This is a genomic window from Spongiactinospora sp. 9N601 (assembly GCF_044326295.1).
Classification (GTDB): Bacteria; Actinomycetota; Actinomycetes; order Streptosporangiales; family Streptosporangiaceae; genus Spongiactinospora; species Spongiactinospora gelatinilytica.
Map to the genome: position 1 here is coordinate 75,268 of NZ_JBIRBB010000014.1, position 23,949 is coordinate 99,216.

General features: G+C 72.2%; 23 protein-coding genes. 18 read left to right on the top strand and 5 right to left on the bottom strand.

What is annotated here, in order from left to right; all coding sequences use genetic code 11:
* From sufD to ACH34R_RS30500, 10 genes are all read left to right on the top strand, one after another.
* Nucleotides 1–1,122: a Fe-S cluster assembly protein SufD gene (gene sufD / locus ACH34R_RS30455; RefSeq protein WP_397564962.1), complete on the top strand. Its 1,122-nt coding sequence runs from the start codon at nucleotides 1–3 to the stop codon at nucleotides 1,120–1,122.
* Nucleotides 1,119–1,436, top strand: coding sequence for a non-heme iron oxygenase ferredoxin subunit (locus ACH34R_RS30460; RefSeq protein ID WP_113981782.1), 318 nt, complete (start codon nucleotides 1,119–1,121; stop codon nucleotides 1,434–1,436). Before sufD ends, ACH34R_RS30460 begins: the two co-directional genes overlap by 4 nt.
* Nucleotides 1,437–1,438: 2 nt before the next feature.
* A complete protein-coding gene (sufC, locus tag ACH34R_RS30465; RefSeq protein WP_397564963.1) occupies nucleotides 1,439–2,185 on the top strand; it encodes a Fe-S cluster assembly ATPase SufC in 747 nt (248 codons plus the stop codon).
* A complete protein-coding gene (locus ACH34R_RS30470; protein WP_397564964.1) occupies nucleotides 2,182–3,453 on the top strand; it encodes a cysteine desulfurase in 1,272 nt (423 codons plus the stop codon). Before sufC ends, ACH34R_RS30470 begins: the two co-directional genes overlap by 4 nt.
* Before the next feature lie 42 nt (nucleotides 3,454–3,495).
* Nucleotides 3,496–3,933: a Fe-S cluster assembly sulfur transfer protein SufU gene (sufU, locus tag ACH34R_RS30475; protein ID WP_397564965.1), complete on the top strand. Its 438-nt coding sequence runs from the start codon at nucleotides 3,496–3,498 to the stop codon at nucleotides 3,931–3,933.
* Complete coding sequence (locus ACH34R_RS30480) at nucleotides 3,930–4,295, top strand: metal-sulfur cluster assembly factor (RefSeq protein WP_397564966.1); 366 nt, start codon at nucleotides 3,930–3,932, stop codon at nucleotides 4,293–4,295. The genes sufU and ACH34R_RS30480 overlap by 4 nt, the downstream gene beginning before the upstream one ends.
* Nucleotides 4,296–4,659: 364 nt before the next feature.
* A complete protein-coding gene (locus ACH34R_RS30485; RefSeq protein ID WP_397564967.1) occupies nucleotides 4,660–6,237 on the top strand; it encodes a DEAD/DEAH box helicase in 1,578 nt (525 codons plus the stop codon).
* Between the two features lie 127 nt (nucleotides 6,238–6,364).
* A complete protein-coding gene (locus ACH34R_RS30490) occupies nucleotides 6,365–6,628 on the top strand; it encodes a phosphoribosyl-ATP diphosphatase (RefSeq protein WP_111167392.1) in 264 nt (87 codons plus the stop codon).
* A 74-nt stretch (nucleotides 6,629–6,702) separates the two neighbouring features.
* Complete coding sequence (hisG, locus tag ACH34R_RS30495) at nucleotides 6,703–7,548, top strand: ATP phosphoribosyltransferase (protein ID WP_397564968.1); 846 nt, start codon at nucleotides 6,703–6,705, stop codon at nucleotides 7,546–7,548.
* A gap of 95 nt (nucleotides 7,549–7,643) precedes the next feature.
* Nucleotides 7,644–8,207 (top strand): nuclear transport factor 2 family protein, encoded by a 564-nt coding sequence (locus ACH34R_RS30500; RefSeq protein ID WP_397564969.1) that lies wholly within the window; start codon nucleotides 7,644–7,646, stop codon nucleotides 8,205–8,207.
* Between the two features lie 22 nt (nucleotides 8,208–8,229).
* Here ACH34R_RS30500 and ACH34R_RS30505 read toward each other — a convergent pair whose 3' ends face one another.
* A complete protein-coding gene (locus ACH34R_RS30505; protein WP_397564970.1) occupies nucleotides 8,230–9,387 on the bottom strand; it encodes an EAL domain-containing protein in 1,158 nt (385 codons plus the stop codon).
* Nucleotides 9,388–9,584: 197 nt separating this feature from the next.
* Between ACH34R_RS30505 and ACH34R_RS30510 the strand changes: the two genes are divergently transcribed.
* From ACH34R_RS30510 to ACH34R_RS30530, 5 genes are all read left to right on the top strand, one after another.
* Nucleotides 9,585–10,343 carry an acVLRF1 family peptidyl-tRNA hydrolase gene (locus ACH34R_RS30510; protein WP_397564971.1) on the top strand — a complete coding sequence of 253 codons (759 nt, stop codon included), beginning with the start codon at nucleotides 9,585–9,587 and terminating at the stop codon, nucleotides 10,341–10,343.
* Nucleotides 10,344–10,438: 95 nt separating this feature from the next.
* Entirely contained in the window at nucleotides 10,439–12,037 is a 1,599-nt protein-coding gene (locus ACH34R_RS30515) for an ABC-F family ATP-binding cassette domain-containing protein (protein WP_397564972.1), read from the top strand.
* Between the two features lie 114 nt (nucleotides 12,038–12,151).
* Nucleotides 12,152–12,367 carry a helix-turn-helix domain-containing protein gene (locus ACH34R_RS30520; protein ID WP_093173121.1) on the top strand — a complete coding sequence of 72 codons (216 nt, stop codon included), beginning with the start codon at nucleotides 12,152–12,154 and terminating at the stop codon, nucleotides 12,365–12,367.
* A 297-nt stretch (nucleotides 12,368–12,664) separates the two neighbouring features.
* Nucleotides 12,665–12,793: a hypothetical protein gene (locus tag ACH34R_RS30525; RefSeq protein ID WP_397564973.1), complete on the top strand. Its 129-nt coding sequence runs from the start codon at nucleotides 12,665–12,667 to the stop codon at nucleotides 12,791–12,793.
* A gap of 625 nt (nucleotides 12,794–13,418) precedes the next feature.
* Nucleotides 13,419–15,314 (top strand): ABC transporter ATP-binding protein, encoded by a 1,896-nt coding sequence (locus ACH34R_RS30530; protein ID WP_397564974.1) that lies wholly within the window; start codon nucleotides 13,419–13,421, stop codon nucleotides 15,312–15,314.
* Here the strand turns inward: ACH34R_RS30530 and ACH34R_RS30535 are convergent, their stop codons facing one another.
* Nucleotides 15,315–16,199 (bottom strand): sulfotransferase family protein, encoded by an 885-nt coding sequence (locus tag ACH34R_RS30535; protein ID WP_397564975.1) that lies wholly within the window; start codon nucleotides 16,197–16,199, stop codon nucleotides 15,315–15,317.
* Between the two features lie 260 nt (nucleotides 16,200–16,459).
* Between ACH34R_RS30535 and ACH34R_RS30540 the strand changes: the two genes are divergently transcribed.
* Both ACH34R_RS30540 and ACH34R_RS30545 read left to right on the top strand, forming a co-directional pair.
* A complete protein-coding gene (locus tag ACH34R_RS30540) occupies nucleotides 16,460–17,395 on the top strand; it encodes an LD-carboxypeptidase (protein ID WP_397564976.1) in 936 nt (311 codons plus the stop codon).
* A 91-nt stretch (nucleotides 17,396–17,486) separates the two neighbouring features.
* Nucleotides 17,487–18,341, top strand: coding sequence for a hypothetical protein (locus ACH34R_RS30545; protein WP_397564977.1), 855 nt, complete (start codon nucleotides 17,487–17,489; stop codon nucleotides 18,339–18,341).
* Here ACH34R_RS30545 and ACH34R_RS30550 read toward each other — a convergent pair.
* Both ACH34R_RS30550 and ACH34R_RS30555 read right to left on the bottom strand, forming a co-directional pair.
* On the bottom strand, nucleotides 18,338–20,104 hold the full coding sequence (locus ACH34R_RS30550) for a glycoside hydrolase family 15 protein (RefSeq protein WP_397564978.1): 1,767 nt from the start codon (nucleotides 20,102–20,104) through the stop codon (nucleotides 18,338–18,340). The two genes, ACH34R_RS30545 and ACH34R_RS30550, sit on opposite strands and share 4 nt — an antisense overlap.
* Nucleotides 20,080–20,763, bottom strand: coding sequence for a YitT family protein (locus ACH34R_RS30555; RefSeq protein ID WP_397564979.1), 684 nt, complete (start codon nucleotides 20,761–20,763; stop codon nucleotides 20,080–20,082). The genes ACH34R_RS30550 and ACH34R_RS30555 overlap by 25 nt, the downstream gene beginning before the upstream one ends.
* Before the next feature lie 85 nt (nucleotides 20,764–20,848).
* Here ACH34R_RS30555 and ACH34R_RS30560 point away from each other — a divergent pair, with 85 nt between their 5' ends.
* Nucleotides 20,849–22,288, top strand: coding sequence for a PLP-dependent aminotransferase family protein (locus ACH34R_RS30560; RefSeq protein WP_397564980.1), 1,440 nt, complete (start codon nucleotides 20,849–20,851; stop codon nucleotides 22,286–22,288).
* Here ACH34R_RS30560 and ACH34R_RS30565 read toward each other — a convergent pair.
* On the bottom strand, nucleotides 22,272–23,780 hold the full coding sequence (locus ACH34R_RS30565; RefSeq protein WP_397564981.1) for a peptide MFS transporter: 1,509 nt from the start codon (nucleotides 23,778–23,780) through the stop codon (nucleotides 22,272–22,274). The two genes, ACH34R_RS30560 and ACH34R_RS30565, sit on opposite strands and share 17 nt — an antisense overlap.
* Between the last annotated feature and the right edge of the window lie 169 nt (nucleotides 23,781–23,949).

Sequence of the window (23,949 nt, forward strand, 5' to 3'; positions counted from 1 at the left end):
ATGGGTCTGAGCACCAAGCCGCTTTCGACGCTGCACCAGAAGGCGTCGTTCGACCTCGCCGACTTCGAGGTGCCGTCCGGCCGCGAGGAAGGGTGGCGGTTCACGCCGCTGGCGCGGCTGTCCGGCCTGCACGACGGCACGGCGAAGGCCACCGGCCACGTCGTGGTCGAGGTGGAGGCCGCGCCCGAGGTGACCGTCGAGACGGTGGGCCGTGACGACGCCAGGCTCGGGCAGGTCTACGTGCCGCGCGACCGGGTGAGCGCCCAGGCGTACGCGTCGTTCGAGAAGGCCACGGTCCTCACCGTCCCCGGGGGGGCCGTTGCCTCCGCGCCCACCGTGCTCACCCTGCGCGGCCAGGGCGGCGGCACGGCCTACGGCCACGTCCTGGTCAGGGTCGAGCCGCTGGGCGAGGCCGTGGTCGTGCTCGACCACAGGGGCAGCGCGACCTACGCCGACAACGTGGAGTTCGCGGTCGGCGACGGCGCCACCCTGAAGGTCGTGAGCCTCCAGGACTGGGACGACGACGCCGTGCACGTCTCCCACCACCACGCCGAGCTGGGCCGCGACGCCACGTTCCGCAGCTTCGTGGTGACGCTCGGGGGCGACCTGGTGCGCCTGTCGCCCAGCGTCTCCTACACCGGGCCCGGCGGCGACGCCGACCTGGTCGGCCTGTACTTCGCCGACGAGGGCCAGCACCTGGAGCACCGCCTGCTGGTCGACCACAGCGTGCCCAACTGCCGCAGCAACGTGCTCTACAAGGGCGCGCTGCAGGGCGACTCCGCGCACGCGGTGTGGATCGGCGACGTGATCATCCGGGTCGAGGCCGAGGGCACCGACACCTACGAGTACAACCGCAACCTGATCCTCACCGACGGCGCCCGCGCCGACTCGGTGCCCAACCTGGAGATCCTCACCGGCGAGGTCGCCGGAGCGGGCCACGCGTCCGCCTCCGGCCGCCTCGACGACGAGCACATCTTCTACCTTCAGGCCAGGGGCATCCCCTTCGAGGAGGCCCGTCGCCTGGTCATCAGGGGCTTCTTCGGCCAGCTCATCGAGCGCATCGAGGTCGAGGAGATCAGGGAGCGGGTGGCCCGGGCAGTGGAAGCGGAGCTGGAGAAGTGAGCTTCGAGAAGGTCTGCCGGCTGACCGACATCCCCGAGGGCGGAGTCCTCGGGGTGGAGGTCGGCGGCACCCCCGTGGCGCTGGTGCGCTCCGGCGGGGAGGTCTTCGCCCTCCACGACGTGTGCTCACACGCCGAGGTGAAGCTCAGCGAGGGCGACGTCTACGACGACACCCTTGAGTGCTGGCTGCACGGCTCGTGCTTCGACATCCGCTCCGGCAAGCCCACCGGCCCGCCCGCCACCAAGCCCGTTCCCGTCTATCGAGTTCAGCTCGACGGCGACGACGTTCTCGTCTCGCTCTCGAAGGAGTCATAACCGTGTCCACCCTGCAGATCCGAGAACTCCGCGTCGCCGTCGAAGACAAGGAGATCCTGAAGGGCGTCAACCTCACCGTGTCGGCGGGGGAGACCCACGCCATCATGGGGCCCAACGGCTCGGGCAAGTCCACGCTGGCCTACGCCGTGGCCGGCCACCCCAAGTACACGATCACCGGCGGCGAGGTGCTGCTCGACGGCGAGGACGTGCTGGCCATGTCCGTCGACGAGCGGGCCAGGGCCGGGCTGTTCCTGGCCATGCAGTACCCGGTCGAGGTCCCCGGCGTGTCGGTCTCCAACTTCCTGCGCAGCGCCGTGACCGCGGTGCGCGGCGAGGCCCCCAAGCTCCGCGACTTCACCAAGGAGCTGCGGACCGGGATGGACAACCTGGCCATCGACCCCGCGTTCGCCCAGCGCAACCTGAACGAGGGGTTCTCCGGCGGTGAGAAGAAGCGCCACGAGATCCTCCAGCTCGAACTCATCAAGCCGAAGATCGCCGTTCTCGACGAGACCGACTCCGGCCTCGACGTCGACGCGCTGCGCGTGGTGTCGGAGGGCGTCAACCGCTTCCGCGAGCGCGGCACCACCGGCGTGCTGCTGATCACGCACTACACCCGGATCCTGCGCTACGTGAAGCCCGACTTCGTGCACGTCTTCGCGGGCGGCAAGATCGTCGAGGAGGGCGGCCCCGAGCTGGCCGACCGGCTTGAGGCCGAAGGGTACGAGCGCTACGCGAAGGCATCGGCGTGACCACTGTGACAGGCGTGGGCCTCGACGTGGAGAGGATCCGGAAGGACTTCCCGATCCTCTCCCGCGAGCTGCCCGGCGACCGCCCGCTCATCTACCTGGACTCCGGCAACTCCGCCCAGAAGCCGCTCCAGGTGATCGAGACCATGCGCGAGCACATGGCCGCGCACTACGGCAACGTGGGCCGGGCCATGCACGTGCTCGGCGCGGAGTCCACCGAGGCGTACGAGGCGGCCCGGGACAAGATCGCGGCGTTCGTCGGGGCGCCGTCCCGCGACGAGATCGTCTTCACCAAGAACGCCTCCGAGGCGCTCAACCTGGTGGCCTACGCGTTCGGCAACCCTGCGGGCGATGACCCGAGGTTCCGGATGGGCCCCGGCGACGAGATCGTCATCTCCGAGATGGAGCACCACTCCAACATCGTGCCCTGGCAGTTGCTGGCCCGGCGTACCGGCGCCACGCTGCGCTGGTTCCCGGTCACCGACGAGGGCCGGCTGGACCTTTCCGGCATCGACGACCTGATCAACGAGCGCACCAAGATCGTCTCGATCGCCCACCAGTCCAACGTGCTGGGCACGGTCAACCCGGTGGCCACGGTGCTGGCCCGGGTGCGCGAGGCCGGGGCGCTGCTGCTGCTCGACGCCTCCCAGTCCGTCCCGCACCGCCCGGCCGACTTCGCCGCCCTGGGCGCCGACTTCGTGGCCTTCACCGGTCACAAGATGGTCGGCCCCTCCGGCATCGGCGTGCTGTGGGGGCGCGGCGAGCTGCTGGCCGCGATGCCGCCGTTCCTGGGCGGCGGGGAGATGATCGAGGCGGTCTGGATGGACCACTCGACCTACGCCCCCGCGCCGCACAAGTTCGAGGCGGGCACGCCGCCGATCGTCGAGGCCATCGGGCTCGGCGCGGCGGCCGACTACCTGACCTCGGTCGGCATGGAGGCGGTCGCCGCCCACGAGCGCGAGCTGACCGCCTACGCGCTGCAGGCGCTGGGCGAGATCCCCTCGCTGCGCGTCATCGGCCCCACCGACCTCGAAGCGCGGGGCGGCACGGTGTCCTTCACCCTCGCCGGGATCCACCCCCATGACGTGGGCCAGATCCTCGACGACGTCTTCGGCGTGGCCGTGCGCGTGGGCCACCACTGCGCCCGGCCGCTGCACCTGCGGTTCGGAATACCCGCGACCACCAGGGCGTCGTTCTACCTGTACAACACCACGAGTGAGATCGACGCCCTGGTGCGCGGCCTCCACCATGTCCAGAAGGTGTTCGCCTGACATGCCGGAGCGGCGGGTTCGGGCGGACGAGAAGGTGACCACATGATCGCCGAGTCGATGTACCAGGAGCTGATCCTGGAGCACTACAAGCATCCGCAGGGGCGCGGGCTTCGCGAGCCGTACGACGCCGAGGTCCACCACGTCAACCCGACCTGCGGCGACGAGATCACCATGCGGGTGCGGGTCGGCGACGGGGGCAAGATCGAGGACGTCTCCTACGACGGCCAGGGCTGTTCCATCAGCCAGGCCGCGGCTTCGGTGCTGTACGAGCTGGCGAGCGGGTCGACCGCGGGCGAGACGCTCGCGGTGGTGGACGAGTTCACCCGCCTGATGCAGGGCAGGGGACAGGTCGAGGCGGACGAGGACGTGCTGGGCGACGCGGTGGCCTTCGCCGGCGTGGCCAAGTTCCCCGCACGGGTGAAGTGCGCGCTGCTGGCCTGGATGGCCTACAAGGACGCATTGGTGAGGAGCACGACATGAGCAAGCCGGTCGAGACCCCGACGAGCGCCCCCGCGAGCGAGGCGAACGTCGAGGAGGTCATGGAGGCCCTGAAGGACGTGGTCGACCCCGAACTTGGCATCAACGTGGTCGACCTCGGCCTGATCTACGGCCTCGACCTCGCCCCGGCCGACGGCGGCGGCGCGCCCGTGGCCACCATCGACATGACGCTGACCAGCGCCGCCTGCCCGCTCACCGACGTGATCGAGGACCAGGCGCACTCCGCGCTGGAGGGCATGGTGTCCGACGTGAAGATCAACTGGGTCTGGCTGCCGCCGTGGGGCCCGGACAAGATCACCGAAGAGGGGCGCGAGCAGTTGCGCATGCTCGGCTTCAACGTCTGAGCGACACCGAGAGGCCCGGAGACGTCCGCGTGACACCCGAAAATCGGGACGGATTCCGGGAAGAAAGGCCGACGCCGCGGTGTTGATCCCTTGTGCCGCCGCGAGGCGGCACCAGGCATCACGCGCGAGGCCGGCACTGCGAACGCCGGGCATGTGTGATCGCGAGTTGTCCGAGGCGGTTAGAATGGTGTCAACCGCCCTTGTGCGGAGCAGCATCGCCGCCCCCGGCGAGCACCGCACGGCGCCCGTGTCATTCCAACGGGCGCCCGAGGGGGCGCGGCCCCTGTGCCGCGCGTCCAGGCCCGTCCTTTCGCAGAAGTGACGTGCCGCGTCCTTCTACCGAAAGGCACGAACCTTCGTGACCATGCTCGATTCCGTCCTGCCCGAGACCACTGACGAGGCCACCGGCGCGGACGGCCAGGCCGCCAACGCCGGTCCGTCCGAGTTCGCTCTGCTCGGCCTGCCCAGGCCGCTGGTCTCGGCTCTCGCCCGGCAGGGCATCATGGCCCCCTTCCCCATTCAGCGGGCCACCATCCCTGACATTCTGTCCGGCAGCGACGTGCTCGGCCGCGGCCAGACCGGCTCGGGCAAGACGCTCGCCTTCGGCCTGCCCACCCTGACCCGGGTCGCCGGGGAGCGGGCCAGGCCCGGCCGCCCGCGCGCGATCATCCTGGTGCCCACCCGCGAGCTGGCCCTCCAGGTCCACGACGCCCTCGAACCGCTCGGCAGGGGGCTTTCGCTGCGGATGCGCACGGTCGTCGGCGGCATGTCCATGGGCCGGCAGATCGAGGCGCTGCGCCGCGGCGTCGAGATCGTCGTGGCCACGCCCGGCCGGCTCACCGACCTGATCGAGCAGGGCGAGTGCGCGCTCGACGACGTACAGGTGACCGTACTCGACGAGGCCGACCACATGTGCGACCTCGGCTTCTTCCCCGTCGTCACCGCGCTGCTGGAGCAGACCCCGGCCGACGGGCAGCGGCTGCTCTTCTCCGCCACCCTCGACCGTGACGTGGACAAGCTGGTCCGGCGCTTCCTGACCGACCCGGTGACCCACGCCATCGCCTCGGAGATCTCCCCGGTGGACACCATGGAGCACCACGTGCTCCAGGTCACCAGGGACGACAAGTTCCCGATCACCGCCGAGATCGCCAACCGGGACGGCAAGACCATCATGTTCGTCCGCACCCAGCACGGTGTGGACCGGCTGGTCAAGCAGCTCGCCCGGGTCGGGGTGCGGGCCGGCGGCCTGCACGGCGGCAAGCGCCAGAACCAGCGCACCCGCATCCTGTCGGAGTTCCGTGAGGGCGCGGTCAACGTGCTGGTCTGCACAGACGTGGCGGCCCGCGGCATCCACGTCGACGACGTGAGCCTGGTGCTGCACGTCGACCCGCCGCAAGACCCCAAGAGCTACCTGCACCGTGGCGGCCGTACCGCCCGCGCCGGGGAGCGCGGCACGGTGATGACCCTGGTGCTGCCCAACGAGCGGCGCTCGACCGAGACGATGACCCGCCAGGCGGGCATCCGCCCGTTCCGCATCAAGGCCACCCCGGGACACCCGCGCGTGGCCGAGGTCGCCGGGGCGCAGCCGCCCAGCGGCGAGGAGGTCCCGGTGTGGGAGCCCGCGCCGCTGAACACGGCCCGCAGGCGCCGGGACGGCGATGACCGTTCCGCCGGCCGCCGGCCCCGCCGTTTCCGGGGCCGTGGCCGCCACGAGGGCGGCGACCGGCCGGACCGCCCGGCACGCCGGGACGCCGCGCCGACGTTCGCCGAGTCCCGCGACGGGGCGCGCGGCGGCGGCCGGCCGTACCGGGAGGGCGGGCGCGACAACCGTGAGGGCCATCGCGGCGCCCTCGCCGAGCCGCGCGAGGCCGGTCACCGCAACGACCGCCGCGGCCGGCGCCCGTTCCAGAACGGTGGCGCGGCCAACCGCCACGGCCACTGAGTCCGCGCCCCCCAGGCCGCGAGGCCGGCCTGGGCCGGGCGCGCCGCGCCGAGGCGTGGTGCGAGGCCGCTCGCTTCGCGGTCACCGTTAGGCTGGACTCACACGTCACCGAACGCCGAGAGAGACCATGAAGACCTTCGATGAGCTGTTCGCCGAGCTGTCCGAGAAGGCGCGCACCCGCCCGGCGGGGTCGGGCACCGTCGCCGCGCTCGACGCCGGCGTGCATGCGATCGGCAAGAAGGTCGTGGAGGAGGCCGCCGAGAGCTGGATGGCGGCCGAGCACGAGTCCGACGAGCGCGCCGCGGAGGAGATCTCCCAGCTCCTCTACCACGTGCAGGTCCTCATGCTGGCCCGGGGGATCGGGCTGGAGCAGGTCTACAAGCATCTGTAGGGCGGCCCGGCCCGTGCCCGGCGGCCCGCCCCGACCCGCTCCCGCTTCCGCTTCGACCCATGAGGACTTCCGTCATGCTCCGACTCGCCGTACCGAACAAGGGCGCGCTCGCCGAGTCCGCCCAGACCCTGCTCAAAGAGGCCGGCTACCGCATCCGCAAGGACACCAAGGAGCTCGTGGTCGTCGACCCCGACAACTCCTGTGAGCTGTTCTTCCTGCGTCCTCGCGACATCGCCGTCTACGTCGGCGAGGGCACCCTCGACGGCGGCATCACCGGCCGCGACATGCTCTTCGACTCCGGCGCCCCCGCCGAGGAGGTGCTGCCGCTCGGCTTCGGCGGCTCGACCTTCAGGTTCGCCGCCAAGCCGGGGGAGTACACCGCCGTGCACGATCTCGGCGGGCGGCGGGTGGCCACCTCCTACACCGGGCTGCTGGAAAAGCACCTGGCCGACGTGGGCGTCGAGGCCCGGGTGATCAAGCTGGACGGCGCGGTGGAGACCGCGATCCGGCTCGGTGTGGCCGACGCCATCGCCGACGTCGTGGAGACCGGCACCACCCTGCGCAACGTGGGGCTCGAGGTGTTCGGGGAGCCCATCATGCGCTCCGAGGCCGTGCTGATCAAGCAGTCCGGCACGCCCCGCTCGGCCGGCCTGGACCAGCTCGTCCGCCGCCTGGAGGGCGTGCTGGTCGCCCGCGACTTCGTGATGATCGACTACGACATCCGGGCCGAGCAGATCGACAAGGCCATCGCCATCACGCCGGGCATCGAGGGGCCGACCGTCTCGCCGCTGCACCGCGAGGGCTGGGTGGCGGTGCGCGCGATGGTCCGCCGCAAGGGCCACCAGCAGGTCATGGACCGCCTGTGGGAGATCGGCGCCCGCGCCATCTTCATCACCGACATCTACGCGTGCCGTTTGTGATGCCGTCTTGGCGAAAGCCAGGACATCGCCCGGGATAACCCGCTGAGCCGCCTGGGGAGGAAGGGGAAGGCGAGAGAGGGGAGCAAGGGCGGCTCATGAAGACACACAGGATCACCCGGGTTGTCGGAAGCGTGTTCGGCGCGATGGCGGTGACCGCGGCACTGGCCCTGCCCGCGCACGCGGGCGCCGGGCCGGCCGGGGCGGGGGCGTATGGCGCGCAGGAGCGCGGCGGCGGATGCACGGAGGCGCACCGCCGGATCATCCGCTCGGCCTTCGACGACTGGAGCAGGGGCACGGGTTCCATCACCGACGTGTTCCATCCCGCGATCGTCTGGCGCATCGAGGGCCGGACCGTGGTGTCCAAGACCTACCACGGCAAGCAGCGGCTGCTGGACGAGGTCATGCTGCCGTTCGGGGCGCGGTTCAACCTGTCCCGCGAGCCGTTCCGGCCGACGAACATCGAGGCGATCTACTGCGAGGGCGACACCACGGTCGTCCACTGGCACGGGAGCGGCATCGCCAACAACGGCATGCGCTACACCAACAGCTACGTCTGGATCATGACCCTGCGCCGGGGCAAGGTGGTGTCCGGCATCGCCTTCCTGGAGAGCATCTCCTTCAACGAGCTGTGGCGGAACGTGCCGCCGAGCACCACCTGAGCGGGAAGGGCACCGGTCCGGGCTAGCGGGCCTGGTTCATGAAGGCGGTCTCCCTGATGAGGTCGCTGACGCGCAGGATGCCCATGCAGCGGCCCACCTCATCGATGACCACCAGGTCGTCGTAGACCCGTTCGCCGCCGCGCCCGGCCACCTGCATCGCCGCGATCGCCGGCGTGGTCTTCGGGACGGTCCGCGGCGGGTCGGCCAGGCGTAGCGCGGCCTTGCCGCCGTGCAGCGCGTAGCCGTACCGGCCGGCGATGGCCAGCATGAAGCGGCTGCGGTCCAGGCTGCCGCGCGGGCGCTGGTACTCGTCCACCAGGATCACGCTGGAGATCGACGGCTCGGAGCGGAACGCCTCGGCGGCCTCCTCGGCGCCGGCCTCGGCGGGCAGCGTGACGGCGGGCATCAGTAGCTCCTGCACGCGCGGCCCGAGCTGGGCGGCGGCGGGCTGTTCCTCCGGGACGGGCAGTGGCACGTGCACCCGCCCACTGGGGCCGGGGGTGAGCAGCGGGCCCTGGGCCAGCCGTACGCCCCAGCCGCGCACCCGCGCGAGCTGCGGCTCGGTGCTGATGCCGGGGGCGAGGACGTGCGCGCCCAGCCCGCGCGCGAGTGCGGCGACCGCCTCGCCCACGGCGGCCCTGCCGGGGTCGTCGGCGGCCTGCGCGACCAGCTCGGGCGAGAGCACCAGCAGGTACGGCCGCGCGTCGGCGGCCAGATCCAGCGGCAGGTACTCGGTGCCCACGCCCCCCAGCGCGACCAGATGGCCGATCGTGCGCAGCCCGTCCAGGCCGACCAGCAGGCCCTTGCGGTCGCCGGGGGCGATCTCGCCCTCCACTGTTATGATCACCTCGCGCGGGCGTCTGCCGGACATGCGCATCGCCTCGTGCAGCGGCGCCAGGCCGGCGAGACCGGCGATGACCATGTGCGCGGGCAGCCCGAGCACCAGCGGCAGCCGGGTCTGGTCCCGTGCCGCGTCGAGGGCGGCGCGCAGCGCCGCGGAGACGGTCTCGGCCGCCCCGTACGGCCTGCCGTCCCCGACGGGACGGCCGCCCATGGACCGTTCGTCGATGATCGCCTGTAGCGCGATCACACCCCCCGTGTCGAGATCGACGACCGGGGAAACGATCGCGCGCGCCGTCACCGCTCCGGCGGTGGGCAAAAGTGGTGTTCTACTCGACACGTTCAGATGATGCGGCCCAATGAGCAGCGCATAGAAGCAGGTGAGACGAAGTTCACCGATATTTCGCTGAGTGTTGTAGGATCTGGCGTCATTCTGACCCATACCCTCGACTATCAGCAAGAACACCAGGTTCGGGTGTCGTGGCTCTCCGTGAGGGCCCCGCAGCGGCCGTACGGCGCTGACGATAGCCTCGCCGCGTGGGCGGACGCGGGCGGGGACACGGCGCGGGAGACGCGGGGGGCGGCGCGGCCGGCCCAGGGCGCCGGCCGGCGAGCGGCGGCGGCCACTGGGTGTCGGTCGCCCCGGAGCGGGTCGAGGCGTGGGTGGCCGGGTTCGCGGCCAGGCACGGAGGCCATCTGGTGTCGGTGACCGGCGACGAGCGGATGGTGGTGCTGCGCGGCGCGGACGGCGGGCGGGCCGAGTTCCTGGTCCCCTTCCCGCCGATGCCCCCGGCCGCGCCGGACGGGCTCATCGCCGCGCTCGCCGGGCACGCGCGGGCCGAGCGCTGTGTCGGCGTGGTCCTGGTACGTCGGGGCGGCCACGCGGCCGGGGTGTTCCACGGCGCCGAACTCCTCGCCTCCAAGGTCGGCTCCCGCCTGGTCCAGGGCCGCAGCGCGGCCGGCGGCTGGTCCCAGCAGCGGTTCGCGCGCCGCCGGGAGCAGCAGGCGGGGCAGGCCAGGGAGGCGGCGGCCGAGGTCGCCGCGCGGGTGCTCGCCCCCTACCAGGACCGCCTTGAGGCCGTCGTCTTCGGCGGCGACCGGCGCGCGGTGGACGCGCTGCGCGCCGACCGCAGGCTCGCACCGGCTTTCGCGATCGAGGCCGGGCCGTTCCTGGCGGTGCCGGACCCGCGCCTGGCGGTGCTCCGCGACACCCCGCGAAGCTTCCGCGCCGTGCGCGTGCGGGTCGTCGAGGCGGGGGAGGCGGTGGGCGGCGAGGACGCCGCGCACCAGCTCTGACCACCCGTACACTGATCGTATGCGCACTCCCGACTGACGGCCGCGGCAGCCCGCGGTCCACCCATCCATCCCCGGCCTGGGAGTGTTCCCCTACCATGATCGTTTCTTCTGACATCGAACTGCGCGCGGGCGCCCGCCTGCTGCTGGAGGGCGCGAGTTTCCGGGTCAACCCCGGCGACAAGATCGGGCTCGTCGGCCGCAACGGCGCCGGCAAGACCACCCTGACCAAGGTCCTCGCGGGCGAGGCGCTGCCCGCCGCCGGCACCGTCTCGTCCACCGGCAGCGTGGGCTACCTGCCCCAGGACCCGCGGACCGGCGACCTGGAGATGCTCGCCCGCGACCGCGTCCTTTCCGCCCGCGGGCTCGATGAGGTGCTGCGCGACCTGCGCGCGGCCGAGCTGGGGATGGCCGACGACGACCCGCGGGTCCGCGACCGGGCGGTGCGCGCCTACGGGCGGCTGGAAGACCGGCTGCACGTGCTCGGCGGCTACGCGGCCGAGGCCGAGGCGGCGTCCATCGCCTCCAGCCTGGGCCTGCCCGACCGGGTGCTCGGACAGCCGCTCGGGACGCTGTCGGGCGGGCAGCGCAGGCGGGTCGAACTGGCACGGATCCTGTTCAGCGGGGCGGAGACTCTCCTGCTTGACGAGCCGACAAACCACCTCGACGCCGACTCGATCGGCTGGCTTCGTGATTTTTTGCGCTCTCATCAAGGTGGTTTGATCATTATCAGCCACGATGTCGGCCTGCTTGAAGCGACGGTAAACCGGGTGCTGCACCTGGACGCCAATCGTTGTGTGATCGATATCTACAACGTCGGCTGGAAGGCGTATCTGGCCCAGCGGGAGACCGACGAGCGGCGCCGGAAGCGTGAGCGCGCCAACGCGGAGAAGCAGGCGTCGGCGCTGCTGTCCCAGGCCGACCGGATGCGCGCCAAGGCCACCAAGGCCAAGGCCGCCCAGGACATGGAGCGCCGGGCCAGGCGGCTGCTGGCCGGGGTCGCCGAGGAACGCCAGGCCGACAAGGTGGCCAAGCTGCGCTTTCCCACCCCGCTGCCCTGCGGGCGCACGCCGCTCAGCGCGATCGGCCTGTCCAAGTCCTACGGCTCGCTGGAGGTCTTCACCGACGTCGACGCCGCGGTGGACCGGGGCACCCGGGTGGTCGTGCTCGGCCTCAACGGCGCGGGCAAGACGACGTTGCTACGGATGCTCGGCGGCCTGGAAAAGCCCGACACCGGCGAGGTCAGGCCGGGGCACGGGCTGAAGCTCGGCTACTACGCGCAGGAGCACGAGACGCTCGACGCCGGCCGTTCGGTCCTGGAGAACATGCGCTCGGCCGGCCCCGACGTGCCCGACGTCGAGCTGCGCAAGACCCTGGGTTCCTTCCTCTTCTCCGGCGACGACGTGGACAAGCCCGCGGGGGTGCTGTCCGGTGGCGAGAAGACCCGGCTGGCCCTGGCCACGCTGGTGCTCTCGGGCGCCAACGTGCTCCTGCTGGACGAGCCCACCAACAACCTCGATCCGAACAGCAGAGATCAGGTGCTTTCGGCGCTTAGGTCCTATTCTGGGGCAATCGTGCTGGTTACGCATGATGAAGGCGCTGTTGAGGCACTACAACCGGATAGGGTGATCTTGTTGCCGGACGGAGTGGAAGACGCTTGGAGTGATGAATTTTCCGATCTTGTGGCACTTGCCTGATCTTAATTTGAGCGGGTACGGATCTTTTCCCGTGGAGTAGGTAGCCGATCGAGCAGAAATGACTGATCATGGCGTGAGTAACGCTGCGGAAGTCTGGCACTACAGGAGGTACTCGTGGCCGAGACTCTGAAGAAAGGCACCCGGGTCACCGGGGCCGACCGCGAAAAACTGGCCGCCGATCTCAAGAAGCGCTACGCCGCGGGTGAGAGCATCCGCGCGCTGGCCGCTTCCACCGGACGGTCCTACGGCTTCATCCACCGCATCCTCAGCGAGTCCGGCGTGACTCTCCGGGGGCGTGGGGGAGCCACCCGGGGCAAGTCGAAGCGCTAGCGACCGCCTCGGGAACCGCGACCGCAGCCGCTCGTAAACCGCCAGCCGGAGCCGTCGCGTCCCGGGCCCGGTAAGGGGCTTGGACGAATGGGTTCTACAGAACCTCGTTCTGGACGCGGGGATAGGCTCGGGCGTGACGGTCAGCCGACAGGCGGAGCGAGCCGAAGCGGACGCGGAAGTTGGGGGGAGCGCGGTGACGGTCGAGGCGGGTCTGCTCGCCGAGGCCAAGCTGCGTTTCGAGGTGGACGGCAAGATCGCGAATACAACCCTGGACCTGCCGGAAGGCGCGACGCGCAGATGTTCGCGGCCCGCAAGGCATCGGCCAGGACCGGCGCCGACCTGCCCGAGCAGGTCCGCGTCGTCGTGATCCGTGGTGAGGGGCCGTCCTTCTCGGCGGGCATCGGCCCTCGGATGTCTCAGCTCTGAGGGGGTGCCCGGATCAGAAGCGCGCACAACAAGCGGAGGCGAGGCTCGGCGAGGGGGGTCCGGGCTGAGGAACACAGGGGTTCGGTGACCGTGCCGCCCCGGGTTCGTCTCGGTGGCGGTCGTACAAGGTCACGCGATCGGCGCGGACTCACGACCCGCCCCCGCCTGCGACCTGCGAAACATGACTGACGACCCAGGGCTCTGCGCAAACGAACCGCACTCGGTCTGGTGCCCGGCCTGACGGGCACCAGACCTACAGACGGCTCCGCCAGAGCCCCAGGGCCCTGAGACGGCCCACCGCCCACCGAACCGGCACCGGACCCCGGCCGGATCGGTGAGTCGGATCACGGACCCGACCCGCTTCGGCCCGGGCGGCCGGTGCCGTACGGCGATCAGACCAGGACCCGCCTGTTCGCCCGTACGGCCTGCTCCGGCCGGGCCGCCGGCGGCGTTCGGGAGGTCGGCCCTGGGGAAGGGGTCTTGTTCGCCCGGAGCTGATCAGGGGGTCTGCTCGGCGGCGGCGGGAATCACCGCGCGGTTTCGCGCGCTCTGCCCAAAGGACGGCCGCGCGGCGGGATTTGGAATGTCCCTTCCCGCCCGCGTTCGCCGGAAGGGTCGGGGACATATGACGATGATGGGTTCCGGTATGGGGCCGTCGATGATGCGCTCGCTGCGCCGCGACGAGTCGGTCACCAAGGAGCGGCTCAGCCCCGGCACGGTCAGGCGCATCTTCCGCTACGCCCGGCCGCACGCCAGGCAGATCGCGGGCTTCCTCGTCCTGGTGGTCGTCGCCGCGGTCGTCGTGGTCGCCAACCCGCTGCTGATGAAGGCCGTCTTCGACGAAGGCATCCGGCCCGGCCGGGTCGACGTCGTGGTCTGGCTGGCCGTCGGCATCGCCGGGCTGGCACTGGTGGACGCCCTGCTCGGGCTGGCCCAGCGGTGGTTCTCCGCCAGGATCGGCGAGAGCCTGATCTACGACCTGCGCACCGAGGTGTTCGACCACGTGCAGCGGATGCCGGTGGCGTTCTTCATGCGCGCCCAGACCGGCGCGCTGGTCTCCCGCCTCAACACCGACGTCATCGGCGCGCAGCGGGCGCTGACGACGACGCTGTCCTCGGTCGTGTCCAACGTCATCAGCCTGGTGCTGGTGCTGGGCACGATGCTCGTGCTGTCCTGGCAGATCACTCTGGTGGCGCTGGTCCTGCTGCCGGTGTTCATCCTGCCCGCCAAGTGGGTGGGCCGGCGGATGTCCCGGCTGACCCGCGAGCAGATGGAGCTGGACGCCCAGATGAGCTCGGTCATGACCGAGCGGTTCAACGTCGCGGGCGCGATGGTCGCCAAGCTGTACGGCAGGCCCGACGACGAGGCCCGCACCTTCGCCGAGCGCGCCGAGCGGGTCCGCGACGTGGGCGTCACGGTCGCGATGTACGGCACGGTGTTCCGGGTGGGCCTCGGCCTGGTGGCCGCGCTCGCCACCGCGCTGGTCTACGGCGCGGGCGGCGCCCTGGTCATCGGCGGGGCCTTCGAGCTGGGCACCCTGATCGCGCTGTCGGCCCTGCTGATGCGCCTGTACGGCCCGCTGACCAGCCTGTCCAACGTGCACGTGGACGTGATGACCGCCCTGGTCAGCTTCGACCGCGTCTTCGAGGTGCTGGACCTGCGGCCGATGGTCGCCCAGCGGCCCGACGCCAAGCCGGTCCCCGAAGGGCCGGTGAGCGTGGAGTTCGAGGACGTCCGCTTCCGCTACCCCGCCGCCTCGGAGGTGTCCCTGGCCTCTCTGGAGTCGGTGGCACGGCCCGATAACGGCCCCTCCCAGGAGGTCCTGGACGGCGTCTCCTTCACCGCCGCCCCCGGCGAGCTGATCGCGCTGGTCGGCCCCTCGGGCGCGGGCAAGACCACGATCACCTCGCTGGTGTCGCGCCTGTACGACGTGACCGGCGGAGCCGTACTGATCAACGGGCTCGACGTGCGCGCCGCCACCCTCGGCTCCCTGCGCGACACCATCGGCGTGGTCACCCAGGACGCCCACCTCTTCCACGACACGATCGCGGCCAACCTGCGCTACGCCCGGCCCGGCGCGACCGACGAGGAGATCTGGGCGGCGCTGCGGGCGGCCCAGATCGGCGACCTGGTCGAGTCGCTGCCCGAGGGGCTGGAGACGGTCGTGGGCGACCGCGGCTACCGCCTGTCCGGCGGGGAGAAGCAGCGCCTGGCCATCGCGCGGCTGCTGCTCAAGGCGCCGCGGGTGGTCGTGCTCGACGAGGCGACGGCCCACCTGGACTCGGAGTCGGAGGCGGCCGTGCAGCGGGCGCTGAAGACGGCCCTGGCCGGCCGTACGTCTCTGGTCATCGCCCACCGCCTGTCCACGATCCGGGAGGCCGACCAGATCCTCGTGGTGCAGGACGGGCGGATCGCCGAGCGCGGGCGGCACGAGGAACTTCTGGCCCGCGGGCGGATCTACGCCGAGTTGTACCGCACGCAGTTCCGGGAGAGCTCCGAGACCGTCGCGCCGCCCGACTAGCTAGAGGTAGCCCAGGCGGCCCAGTTCGTCGCGGGCCACCTTCTCCACCCATCCGGCGTCGGTGGCCGACAGGCGGGCGCGCCAGGTCCCCGGGCGGGCGGCGGGGCCGTACAGCGGCACCGCCGAGACCCGCGCCTGCAAGAAGTCCGAGACCGAGGACATCGCGGCGACCGGGGAGGCCGCCAGATCCTCATAGCGCAGGGTGAGCAACTGCTCGGGCGGCAGCAGGCGGCGCAGCTCCGCGCTGAGCCGCACCGCGCTGCGCCAGCGCAGCGCGCACTTGCCCGCGGCCGGCATGTCCTTCCAGCGGTCGCGGTGCTCCTCCTTGTTCACGCCGAGGAACGGGTTGGGGAACTCGGTCTCCTCGCTCAGCATCCCCGGCCGGAACCACGCCAGGCACGCCGGGTCGGCCATCATGTCCGCGGCGGTGTCCCGGCCGTCCCTGATGAGCTGCACGAACCGGGCGTCGGGGAAGGCCCGCAGCAGCGCCGGGGCGCTGTAGAGCAGGTCGGGGCTGGCGTCGCCGAACCTGGCCGGCGGCCCGGCCGGCAGGCACGGCCCCGAGCCGGTGATGCCGCCCGCCTCGCGGCAGGCCGCCGCGCACTCGCCGCAGGTGCCGGGCCCGAGCTGCCAGGACTGCGCCAGCGCGTCGCGCAGCACGCGCGAGGCCCCGTCGCCGCCGTTGCGGACGATGATGGACGGCTTGCGGGCGAAGGCGTAGACGACGTGCGCCACCGCGCTCTTGCCCATCGTGACGTGGAAGCCGGGGGAGCGTTTGAGGGCGCGGGCGAGCAGGTCGGTCCCGGAGTGCGGCGCGCCGAGCACGAACACCGGCCGGTGGACCTTGATGCCGTTGACCACGAGGATATGGAGCGGAGGTCGCATAGGTGTGGACAGTTTGACACCGTTCGGAGTGTGCCAGGGCCATGCGGCGCCGACGCCGCTCCGCACGCGCGCCTTCCGGCCGGCGGATCGCCCGGGACGCCCCGGGTTGGCGGCGGGCCACCCCGTTGTGAGAGGTTCACTGGGTATCACCCACCATATCCGGCCTGGCGGGAAGGACGACGATGGCAGACCGCGCCCGCGGCGGCGGCGGAGCTTCTTCGCTCCCCGCACCGCCGCCCGGACCCGGGCCGCTTCCGCCAGTGCCGCTCGCACCGTGCCCGCTTCCCCCGCCGCCGCTGCGGCCCGGTGACACCGTCGCCGTCGTGGCCCCCTCGGGCCCTCCCGACCCGGCGGAGGTGGAACGCGGCGCCGACGTCCTGCGCGGGCTGGGGCTGACCGTCGTCTTCGGCGAGCACGTGACCGGCGCCCCTGCGGACCACCACCGGTATCTGGCCGCCTCCGACGCGGCCCGGGCCGCCGACCTCCAGGCGGCGTGGTGCGACCCGTCGGTCGCGGGCGTGGTCTGCGCGCGCGGCGGGTACGGCGCGACCCGGCTGCCCGGCCTGCTGGACTGGACGGCGATGGCCGCGGCAGGGCCCAAGACGCTGCTCGGGTCCAGCGACATCACCGCGCTGCACCAGGCGCTGGCCGTACGCCTCGGGGTGGCCGGATGCTTCGGCCCGATGCTCACGCCGCGCACGCTCGGCGGCGAGCAGGGGCCCGATCCGGTCACCCTCGGCCACCTCGCCTCCGCGCTGTTCGGCACGCCCGCGCCGATCCACGGCACGCACGCGCTGGCCCCCGGCCAGGCCGTGGCGCCGCTGGCCGGGGGCAACCTGTGCCTGCTGGCCGCGCTGTGCGGCACCCCCGACGCCCCCCGCTTCGCCGGCCGCATCGTGCTGCTGGAGGACGTCAACGAGGCCCCCTACCGGATCGACCGGATGCTCACCCAGCTCATCGCCGCGGGGGCCTTCGACGGTGTCGCCGGCTTCGCGCTCGGTTCGTGGTTGCGCTGCGGCGACCCGCTGCCGGTCCTCGCCGAGCGGCTGACGCCGTTCGGCGTCCCCGTGCTCGCCGGGCTTCCGGTCGGGCACGGCAGCCCACAGCATTGTGTGTGGCTTGGGGGATTTGGTGTTATTGATACCCAATCGTGCTCGCTGACCAGTCTGTTCCGCTACTCGGACCAGGCAATGTAGGTCGAGGCCGGTCGCGAGCAGAAGGGATGAGGGCGTGAGGTTCTTCCGGCGACGCCGGGATCGGGATGCGCAGGCGAGGCCGGTCGAGGAGGTGGATCTCGATTCCCTGCTCGCGCTCGTGGCCGACTCCCACGGTTTCCGGTGCGAGTTCTCCGCCGACGGCGCGGCGATGACGCTGAGCGGGCCCAAGGACCTGGTGGTCCGGCTGACCGGCCTGCGGCGCGAGGCCGCCCGCCGTGCCAGGGAGGACTGGCCGATGCTGGTCTCCGAACACCTCGCCCACACGGTCGCCGTCGCCGGCGAGCCGCTGGACGCCTGCGACCTCGCCCAGGTCAGGCCCCTGCTGCGGACGCGGGTGAACCTCGCCGACGACCTGGAGGGCGAACGCGTGGTCGCCCGGCACCTCAGCACCGACCTGATCGAGGTGCTGACCCTCGGATACGCGGGCGCGGTGCGCCCCGTACGCCCCGAGGAGGCCGGGTGCTGGCCGATCCCCGCCGGGCAGGCCCTGGACCTGGCGCTGCGCAACGCCAGGGACGACGAACGCCTGTCGGTGGCCCGCGCCGACCTCGACGGCGTCGCCGTGTGGCGGCTCACCGGCCCCACCGCGAGCGCCGCGGCCCACCTGCGCCACCTGGAGGACTACCTGCCGGTCCCCGAGGACGGCGTCCTGGCGGCGCTGCCCAGGGCCGGCACGCTGCTGGTCCACCCGGTGGCGGGCATCGGCGTGGTGCGGGCCATCGAACGGCTGCGGCTGCACGCCCAGCGGGAGGCCGAACGGCACCCCGACGGCCTCAGCCCCCAGGTCTACTGGTGGCGCGCCGGGCGGCTCACCCTGATCAGAGCCGACCTGGTGGCCCAGGACGGCCAGACCCGCCTGGTGGTCGCGCCGCCGCCGGAGTTCGCCAGGCTGCTGGCCGCCATCGCGGCCCGCCCGCCCCGCTAGCGGCCGTCGCCGGCCAGCGCCCGGGCGGTGTGGATCAGCGGCACGTGGCTGAACGCCTGCGGGAAGTTGCCCACCATGCGCCCCAGCCGCGGGTCGAACTCCTCGGCGAGCAGCCCCACGTCGTTACGCAGCCCGAGCAGCCGCTCGAACAGCCGCTCGGCGTCCTCGCGCCTGCCGGTCATGGCCATCGCCTCCGCCAGCCAGAAGCTGCACGCCAGGAACGCGCCCTCGTCGCCGGGCAGCCCGTCCACCGCGTTGTCCTCGGCGGTCGGGTAGCGCAGCACGAAGCCGTCGGCGCTCAGCTCCCGCTCGATGGCCGCGATCGTGCCGTGCACCCGCGGGTCGTCCGGCGGCAGGAATCCGACCATCGGGATCATCAGCAGCGCGGCGTCCAGCTCCCTGGACCCGTAGGACTGGGTGAAGGTGCCCCGGCCGGGGTCGAAGCCCTTCTCACAGACCTCGGCGTGGATGCGGTCGCGCAGCGTCTTCCAGCGCTCCACCGGGCCGCTCCGGCCGAACCGCTCCACCTGTGAGATGGCGCGGTCGAAGGCCACCCAGCACATCACCTTGGAATGCACGAAGTGCCGGCGCGGGCCGCGGACCTCCCAAAGGCCCTCGTCCGGCTCGTCCCAGTGGGTCTCCAGGTAGTCCAGCAGCTCGCGCTGGATGGCCCAGGCCCGGTCGTCGGGGGCCAGCCCGGAGGTCCTGGACATGTGCAGGGCGTTGAGCACCTCGCCGTAGACGTCGAGCTGGAGCTGCTCCACCGCGGCGTTGCCGATCCTGACCGGCCGGGACTCCTCGTACCCCGGCAGCCAGCCGACCTCCATCTCGGGCAGCCGGCGCTCGCCCGCCACGCCGTACATGATCTGGAGGTCCTGGGCCCGGCCGGCGATGGCGCGCAGCAGCCACGCCCGCCAGTCGCGGGCCTCGTTGAGGTAGCCCGCGCCGATCAGGGCCTCCAGGGTCATCGTCGCGTCGCGCAGCCAGCAGAAGCGGTAGTCCCAGTTGCGGACCCCGCCGATGTTCTCCGGCAGCGAGGTGGTGGGGGCGGCCACGATGCCGCCGGTGGGGGAGTAGGTCAGGGCCTTGAGCGTGATCAGCGACCGGACCACCGCCTCGCGCCACGGCCCCTGGTAGGTGCAGCGCGAGACCCATTCCGCCCACATCTGCTCGGTCTCGGCGAGTTGTACCTCGGCGTCCAGTTCGACCGGCATCGGCTCGTGCGAGGGGTGCCAGGTGAAGACGAAGGCCACCCGCTGCCCGGCCGTGACCTCGAACGTGGCCTTGTGCGCGTAGTCGCCCCCGGTGAGCGGCACGGAGGAGTGCAGCCACACCGAGTCGGGGCCGCCGATGGCCTGTAGGTGCCCCTCGGTCCTGCGCACCCACGGCACGATGCGGCCGTAGTCGAACCTGATCCGCAGCTCGGTGGCCATCCGCACCGTGCCGGAGACGCCCTCGACGATGCGCACCACGTCGGGGTTGGCGTGCCGGGGCGGCATGAAGTCGATGACACGTACCGTGCCGCCCTCGGTCTCCCACTCGCTCTCCAGCACCAGCGTCTCGCCGCGGTACCTGCGCCGGGTCGCCATCGGCCGGCCCTCGGGGCCGAGCCACCAGTGGCCGTTGCGCTCGCCGCCGAGCAGCGCCGCGAAGCACGCCGGGGAGTCGAACCGGGGCAGGCAGAGCCAGTCGATCGAACCGTCCCGGCCGACGAGCGCGGCCGACTGCATGTCACCGATCAGGGCGTAGTCCTCGATGCGCATGGCTCGACGCTAGCGCCACCGGCCTCCTCCCGCGCTCCGGACGCGGCCTCCGGGGCGAGGCGCCGGGCGAACAGCCGCATGAAGAACTGGGTGAGCGGGCCGATCGTGAGCGCGAAGACCACCGTGCCGATCCCCACGACGCCGCCCAGCAGCCAGCCCACCGCCAGGACGGTGATCTCGATCAGCGTGCGCGCCAGGCGGATGGACAGCCCCAGGCGGTTCAGGCCGGTCATCAGGCCGTCGCGCGGGCCGGGGCCGAGCCCGGCGCCGATGTAGAGCGCGGTGGCCGCGGCCACCACGGCGATCGCGGCCACCAGGAACGCCCAGCGGACCGCCAGGTGCCCCGGGGTGGGCAGCAGCCACATGACCCCGTCGGCGAACAGGCCGACGAGCACCACGTTGCTGATCGTGCCGATGCCGGGCCGCTGGCGCAGCGGGATCCAGAAGACCATGACGGCCGCGCCGACCAGGATGATCCAGGTGCCGAGCGACCAGCCGGTGCGTACGGCGAGCCCCTGGTGGAAGGCGTCCCAGGGGTCGTTGCCGAGCCCGGACTCGACCTGCAGGGCGATCCCTGTGCCGTAGAGCAGGAGACCGGCGTAAAGCCGCAGGAGCCGGGACGGGAGGGAGCCGGACGTGGTGGCGGAGATTTCGCTCATGGTAGGCCCATCCTGCGCGGTCACCCGAAACCAGATAAAGGGCCAATTACGAAAAGTGGCCTTATCCTGCTCAGGGGGGTGGCACATGGAGAGACATCTGAGCGGCCGGGCGCTGGCCAGGCTGATCGGCCTGGACCGGCCGGAGGGGCCCTACTACCGCGCGCTCGCCGGAGCGGTGCGGACGGCGATCCGCGACGGGCGGCTTGCCGTACACGTGCGGATGCCCGCCGAACGCGACCTGGCCACGGCGCTCGGCGTGAGCCGTACCACGATCAGCGCCGCCTACGACAAGCTGCGCGAAATGGGCTACATCGCCAGTAGGCAGGGCGCGGGGAGCTGGACCGCGCTGCCCGACCCCGCCACCCTCGGCCCCGACGACCCCTGGCTGGCCGCGGGCGACGACGGACTGCTCGCCCTGCACTGCGCCGCGCCGCCCGCGACCGGCCTGCTGTCGGATGCCATGACGCTGGCCGCACAGGACCTGCCCTGCCACACCCTCGGTGTCGGCTACGACCCGCTGGGCCTGGCGGCACTGCGCGAGGCCGTCGCCGCCCGCTACACCTCGCGCGGCCTCGCCACCCGGCCCGACCAGATCCTCCTCACCGCGGGCGCGCAGAGCGGCATCCACCTGGCCATGAGCCTGCTCGTGCGGCCGGGCGACCCCGTGGTGATCGAGTCGCCGACCTACCCGCACGCCCTTGATGCCGCCAGGTACCACGCCGCGCGGCTCGTCCCGGTGGGAGTGGCCGAGGACGGCTGGCATCCCGACGCCGTGAGTGAGGCGATGCGCCAGTCCGGGGCGCGGGTGGCCTACCTGATCCCCGACTTCCACAACCCGACCGGCAGGCTGATGGACGATGCCACCCGCGCGGCCGTGACCGGGGCCGCCCGCCGCGCGGACACCACACTGCTGGTCGACGAGTCCTGGGCCGAACTCGGGCTCGACGACACATCGGCCGCCGCGCCGATGGCGGCCTTCGACACCGACAACCGGGTCATCACCATCGGGTCGGCCTCCAAGCTGTGGTGGGGCGGCCTGCGCGTCGGGTGGGTGCGCACCACCGCCGAGCGGGTGCGCCGGATGGCCCGGCTGCGCGCCGCGATCGACATCGCCGGAGCGCCGTTCCAGCAACTCGTCGTGGCACGGTTGTTCGAGCGCATCGAGGAGGCCCGCGCCGAGCGCAGGCGAGGGCTGCTGGCCTCCCGCGAGACGCTGGTCGCCGCGCTGCGGGCCCGGATGCCCGGCTGGCGCTTCCGGGTGCCGGAGGGCGGCGGAGCGCTCTGGGTGCGTCTTGAGGGCCCGGTGGCCACATCGCTGGCGGCGGTCGCCGCCGACCACGGCGTACGGCTGGCGCCGGGGCCGTGGTTCGGCGTCGAGGGCACGCTGGAGTCCTACCTGCGCCTGCCGTACACCCAGCCGCCCCAGGTGGTCGGCGAGGCCGTGGCGCGCATCGCGGCGGCGCGGGCCGGCGAGCCGGGCCGGACGTGGGACCGGGCCGCCGACTCGCTCACTCCCGCGCTGTGAGCGCGGCGCCGTCCCACATCAGCCCGCGCAGGCCGCGGGTGAACATGAACAGCGCCGCCCCCGCGCACAGCGCGACGGCCGCGAGGGTGAGGAAGTAGACCTGCTGCGACATGTGGGCGAGCAGCCGGCCGGTCTGCCCGCCGACCGCGTCCCCCACGGCCGTGGACAGGAACCACACGCCCAGCATCTGGCTCTGGAAGGCGCGCGGAGCCAGGTGGGCGGTCACCGACAGTCCCACGGGGCTCAGTGCCAGCTCCCCGAACACCTGGACCAGATAGACCGCCACCAGCCACCACACCGTCACCCTGGCCGTCTGGGCGAGGCCCGCGGCCACCGCCATCAGCGTGAAGCTCACCCCGATCATCAGCAGCGCGAACCCGAACTTCTGCGAGGCGGTGACCCGGTCGCCCAGCCGTACCCACACCACCGCGAACACCGGCGAGAAGACCAGGATGAACAACGGGTTGAACGCCTGTGTCGTGGCCGCCTCGATGCCCACGCCGAAGAGCGAGAGCGTGGTGTGGTGCTGGGCGAACAGGTTGAGCACGCTCGGCGACAGGTCGTAGATCATCCAGAAGATCGCGGCGGCGGCGAACAGCCAGACGTAGGCCCGCATCCGGGCCCGCTCCCCGGCGGTGAGCCCATGGTCGCCGAGCAGGATGTAGGCGAAGTAGGCAACCGGGACGGCGATCACCCCGGTGGTCAGCACCACCGTGAGGCGGTCCAGCGTGAACGTGCCCGACAGCGCCCACAGCACCGCCCCGCCCGCGGTCAGGGCCGCCGCGCCGCCCGCCAGCCGGCCGAACGAGGCCCGCTCGGCGGGGGTCAGCCGGTGTTCCGGCCGCGCGCCCGCCTCGCCCAGATGCCGGTGCCCGCGCACGTACCAGACCAGGCCCAGCGCCATGCCCACCGCCGCCGCGCCGAAGCCCAGGTGCCAGCGGTGCCCGTCGGCGAGCCAGTCGCCGACCACGAAGGGCGCGGCGAACGCGCCCAGGTTGATGCCGAAGTAGAAGATCGAGAACCCGGCGTCCCTGCGGGCGCCCTCGTCGCGCGGGTAGAGCTTGCCAACCATGCAGGAGATGTTCGGTTTGAGCAGCCCGGTACCCGTCACGATCAGCGCCAGCCCGGACCACACCAGCGCCGGGCCCTCCACCGGCACCGCCATGCTGATGTGCCCGGACATGATGATCAGGCCGCCGATCAGGACCGCGCGGCGGGCCCCGAGCACACGGTCGGCGAGCCACCCTCCGGGCAGCGCGAGCAGGTAGACCAGCGCGCCGTAGATGCCGACGACCGCGATCGCGGTCGGCTCGGTCAGCCCCAGGCCCCGCGCGGTCGCCGGGGCGATCAGGTACAGGGCCAGGATGCTGCGCAGGCCGTAGTAGCTGAACCGCTCCCACATCTCGGTGCCGAACAGCGTGGCCAGGCCACGCGGGTGCCCGAGGACCGTCTCGCCGCGCGGGCGTGCGCCCCCCAAAGCCCCCGCTGTCATGCCCTGCCCCCTGATCGTGGCCGATGTCGGCCAGGGTGGATGAATGGTGGATGAATGCCCGTATCGCCGCTGGTCACGCCTTACTTCCCGGCCCGGTGCGGAGACTTGTCCGCGGGCGGCCCGTGTGGTCCCATGCAGGCACCTGGCGGGCGAGCGCTGCGGAGGTGCG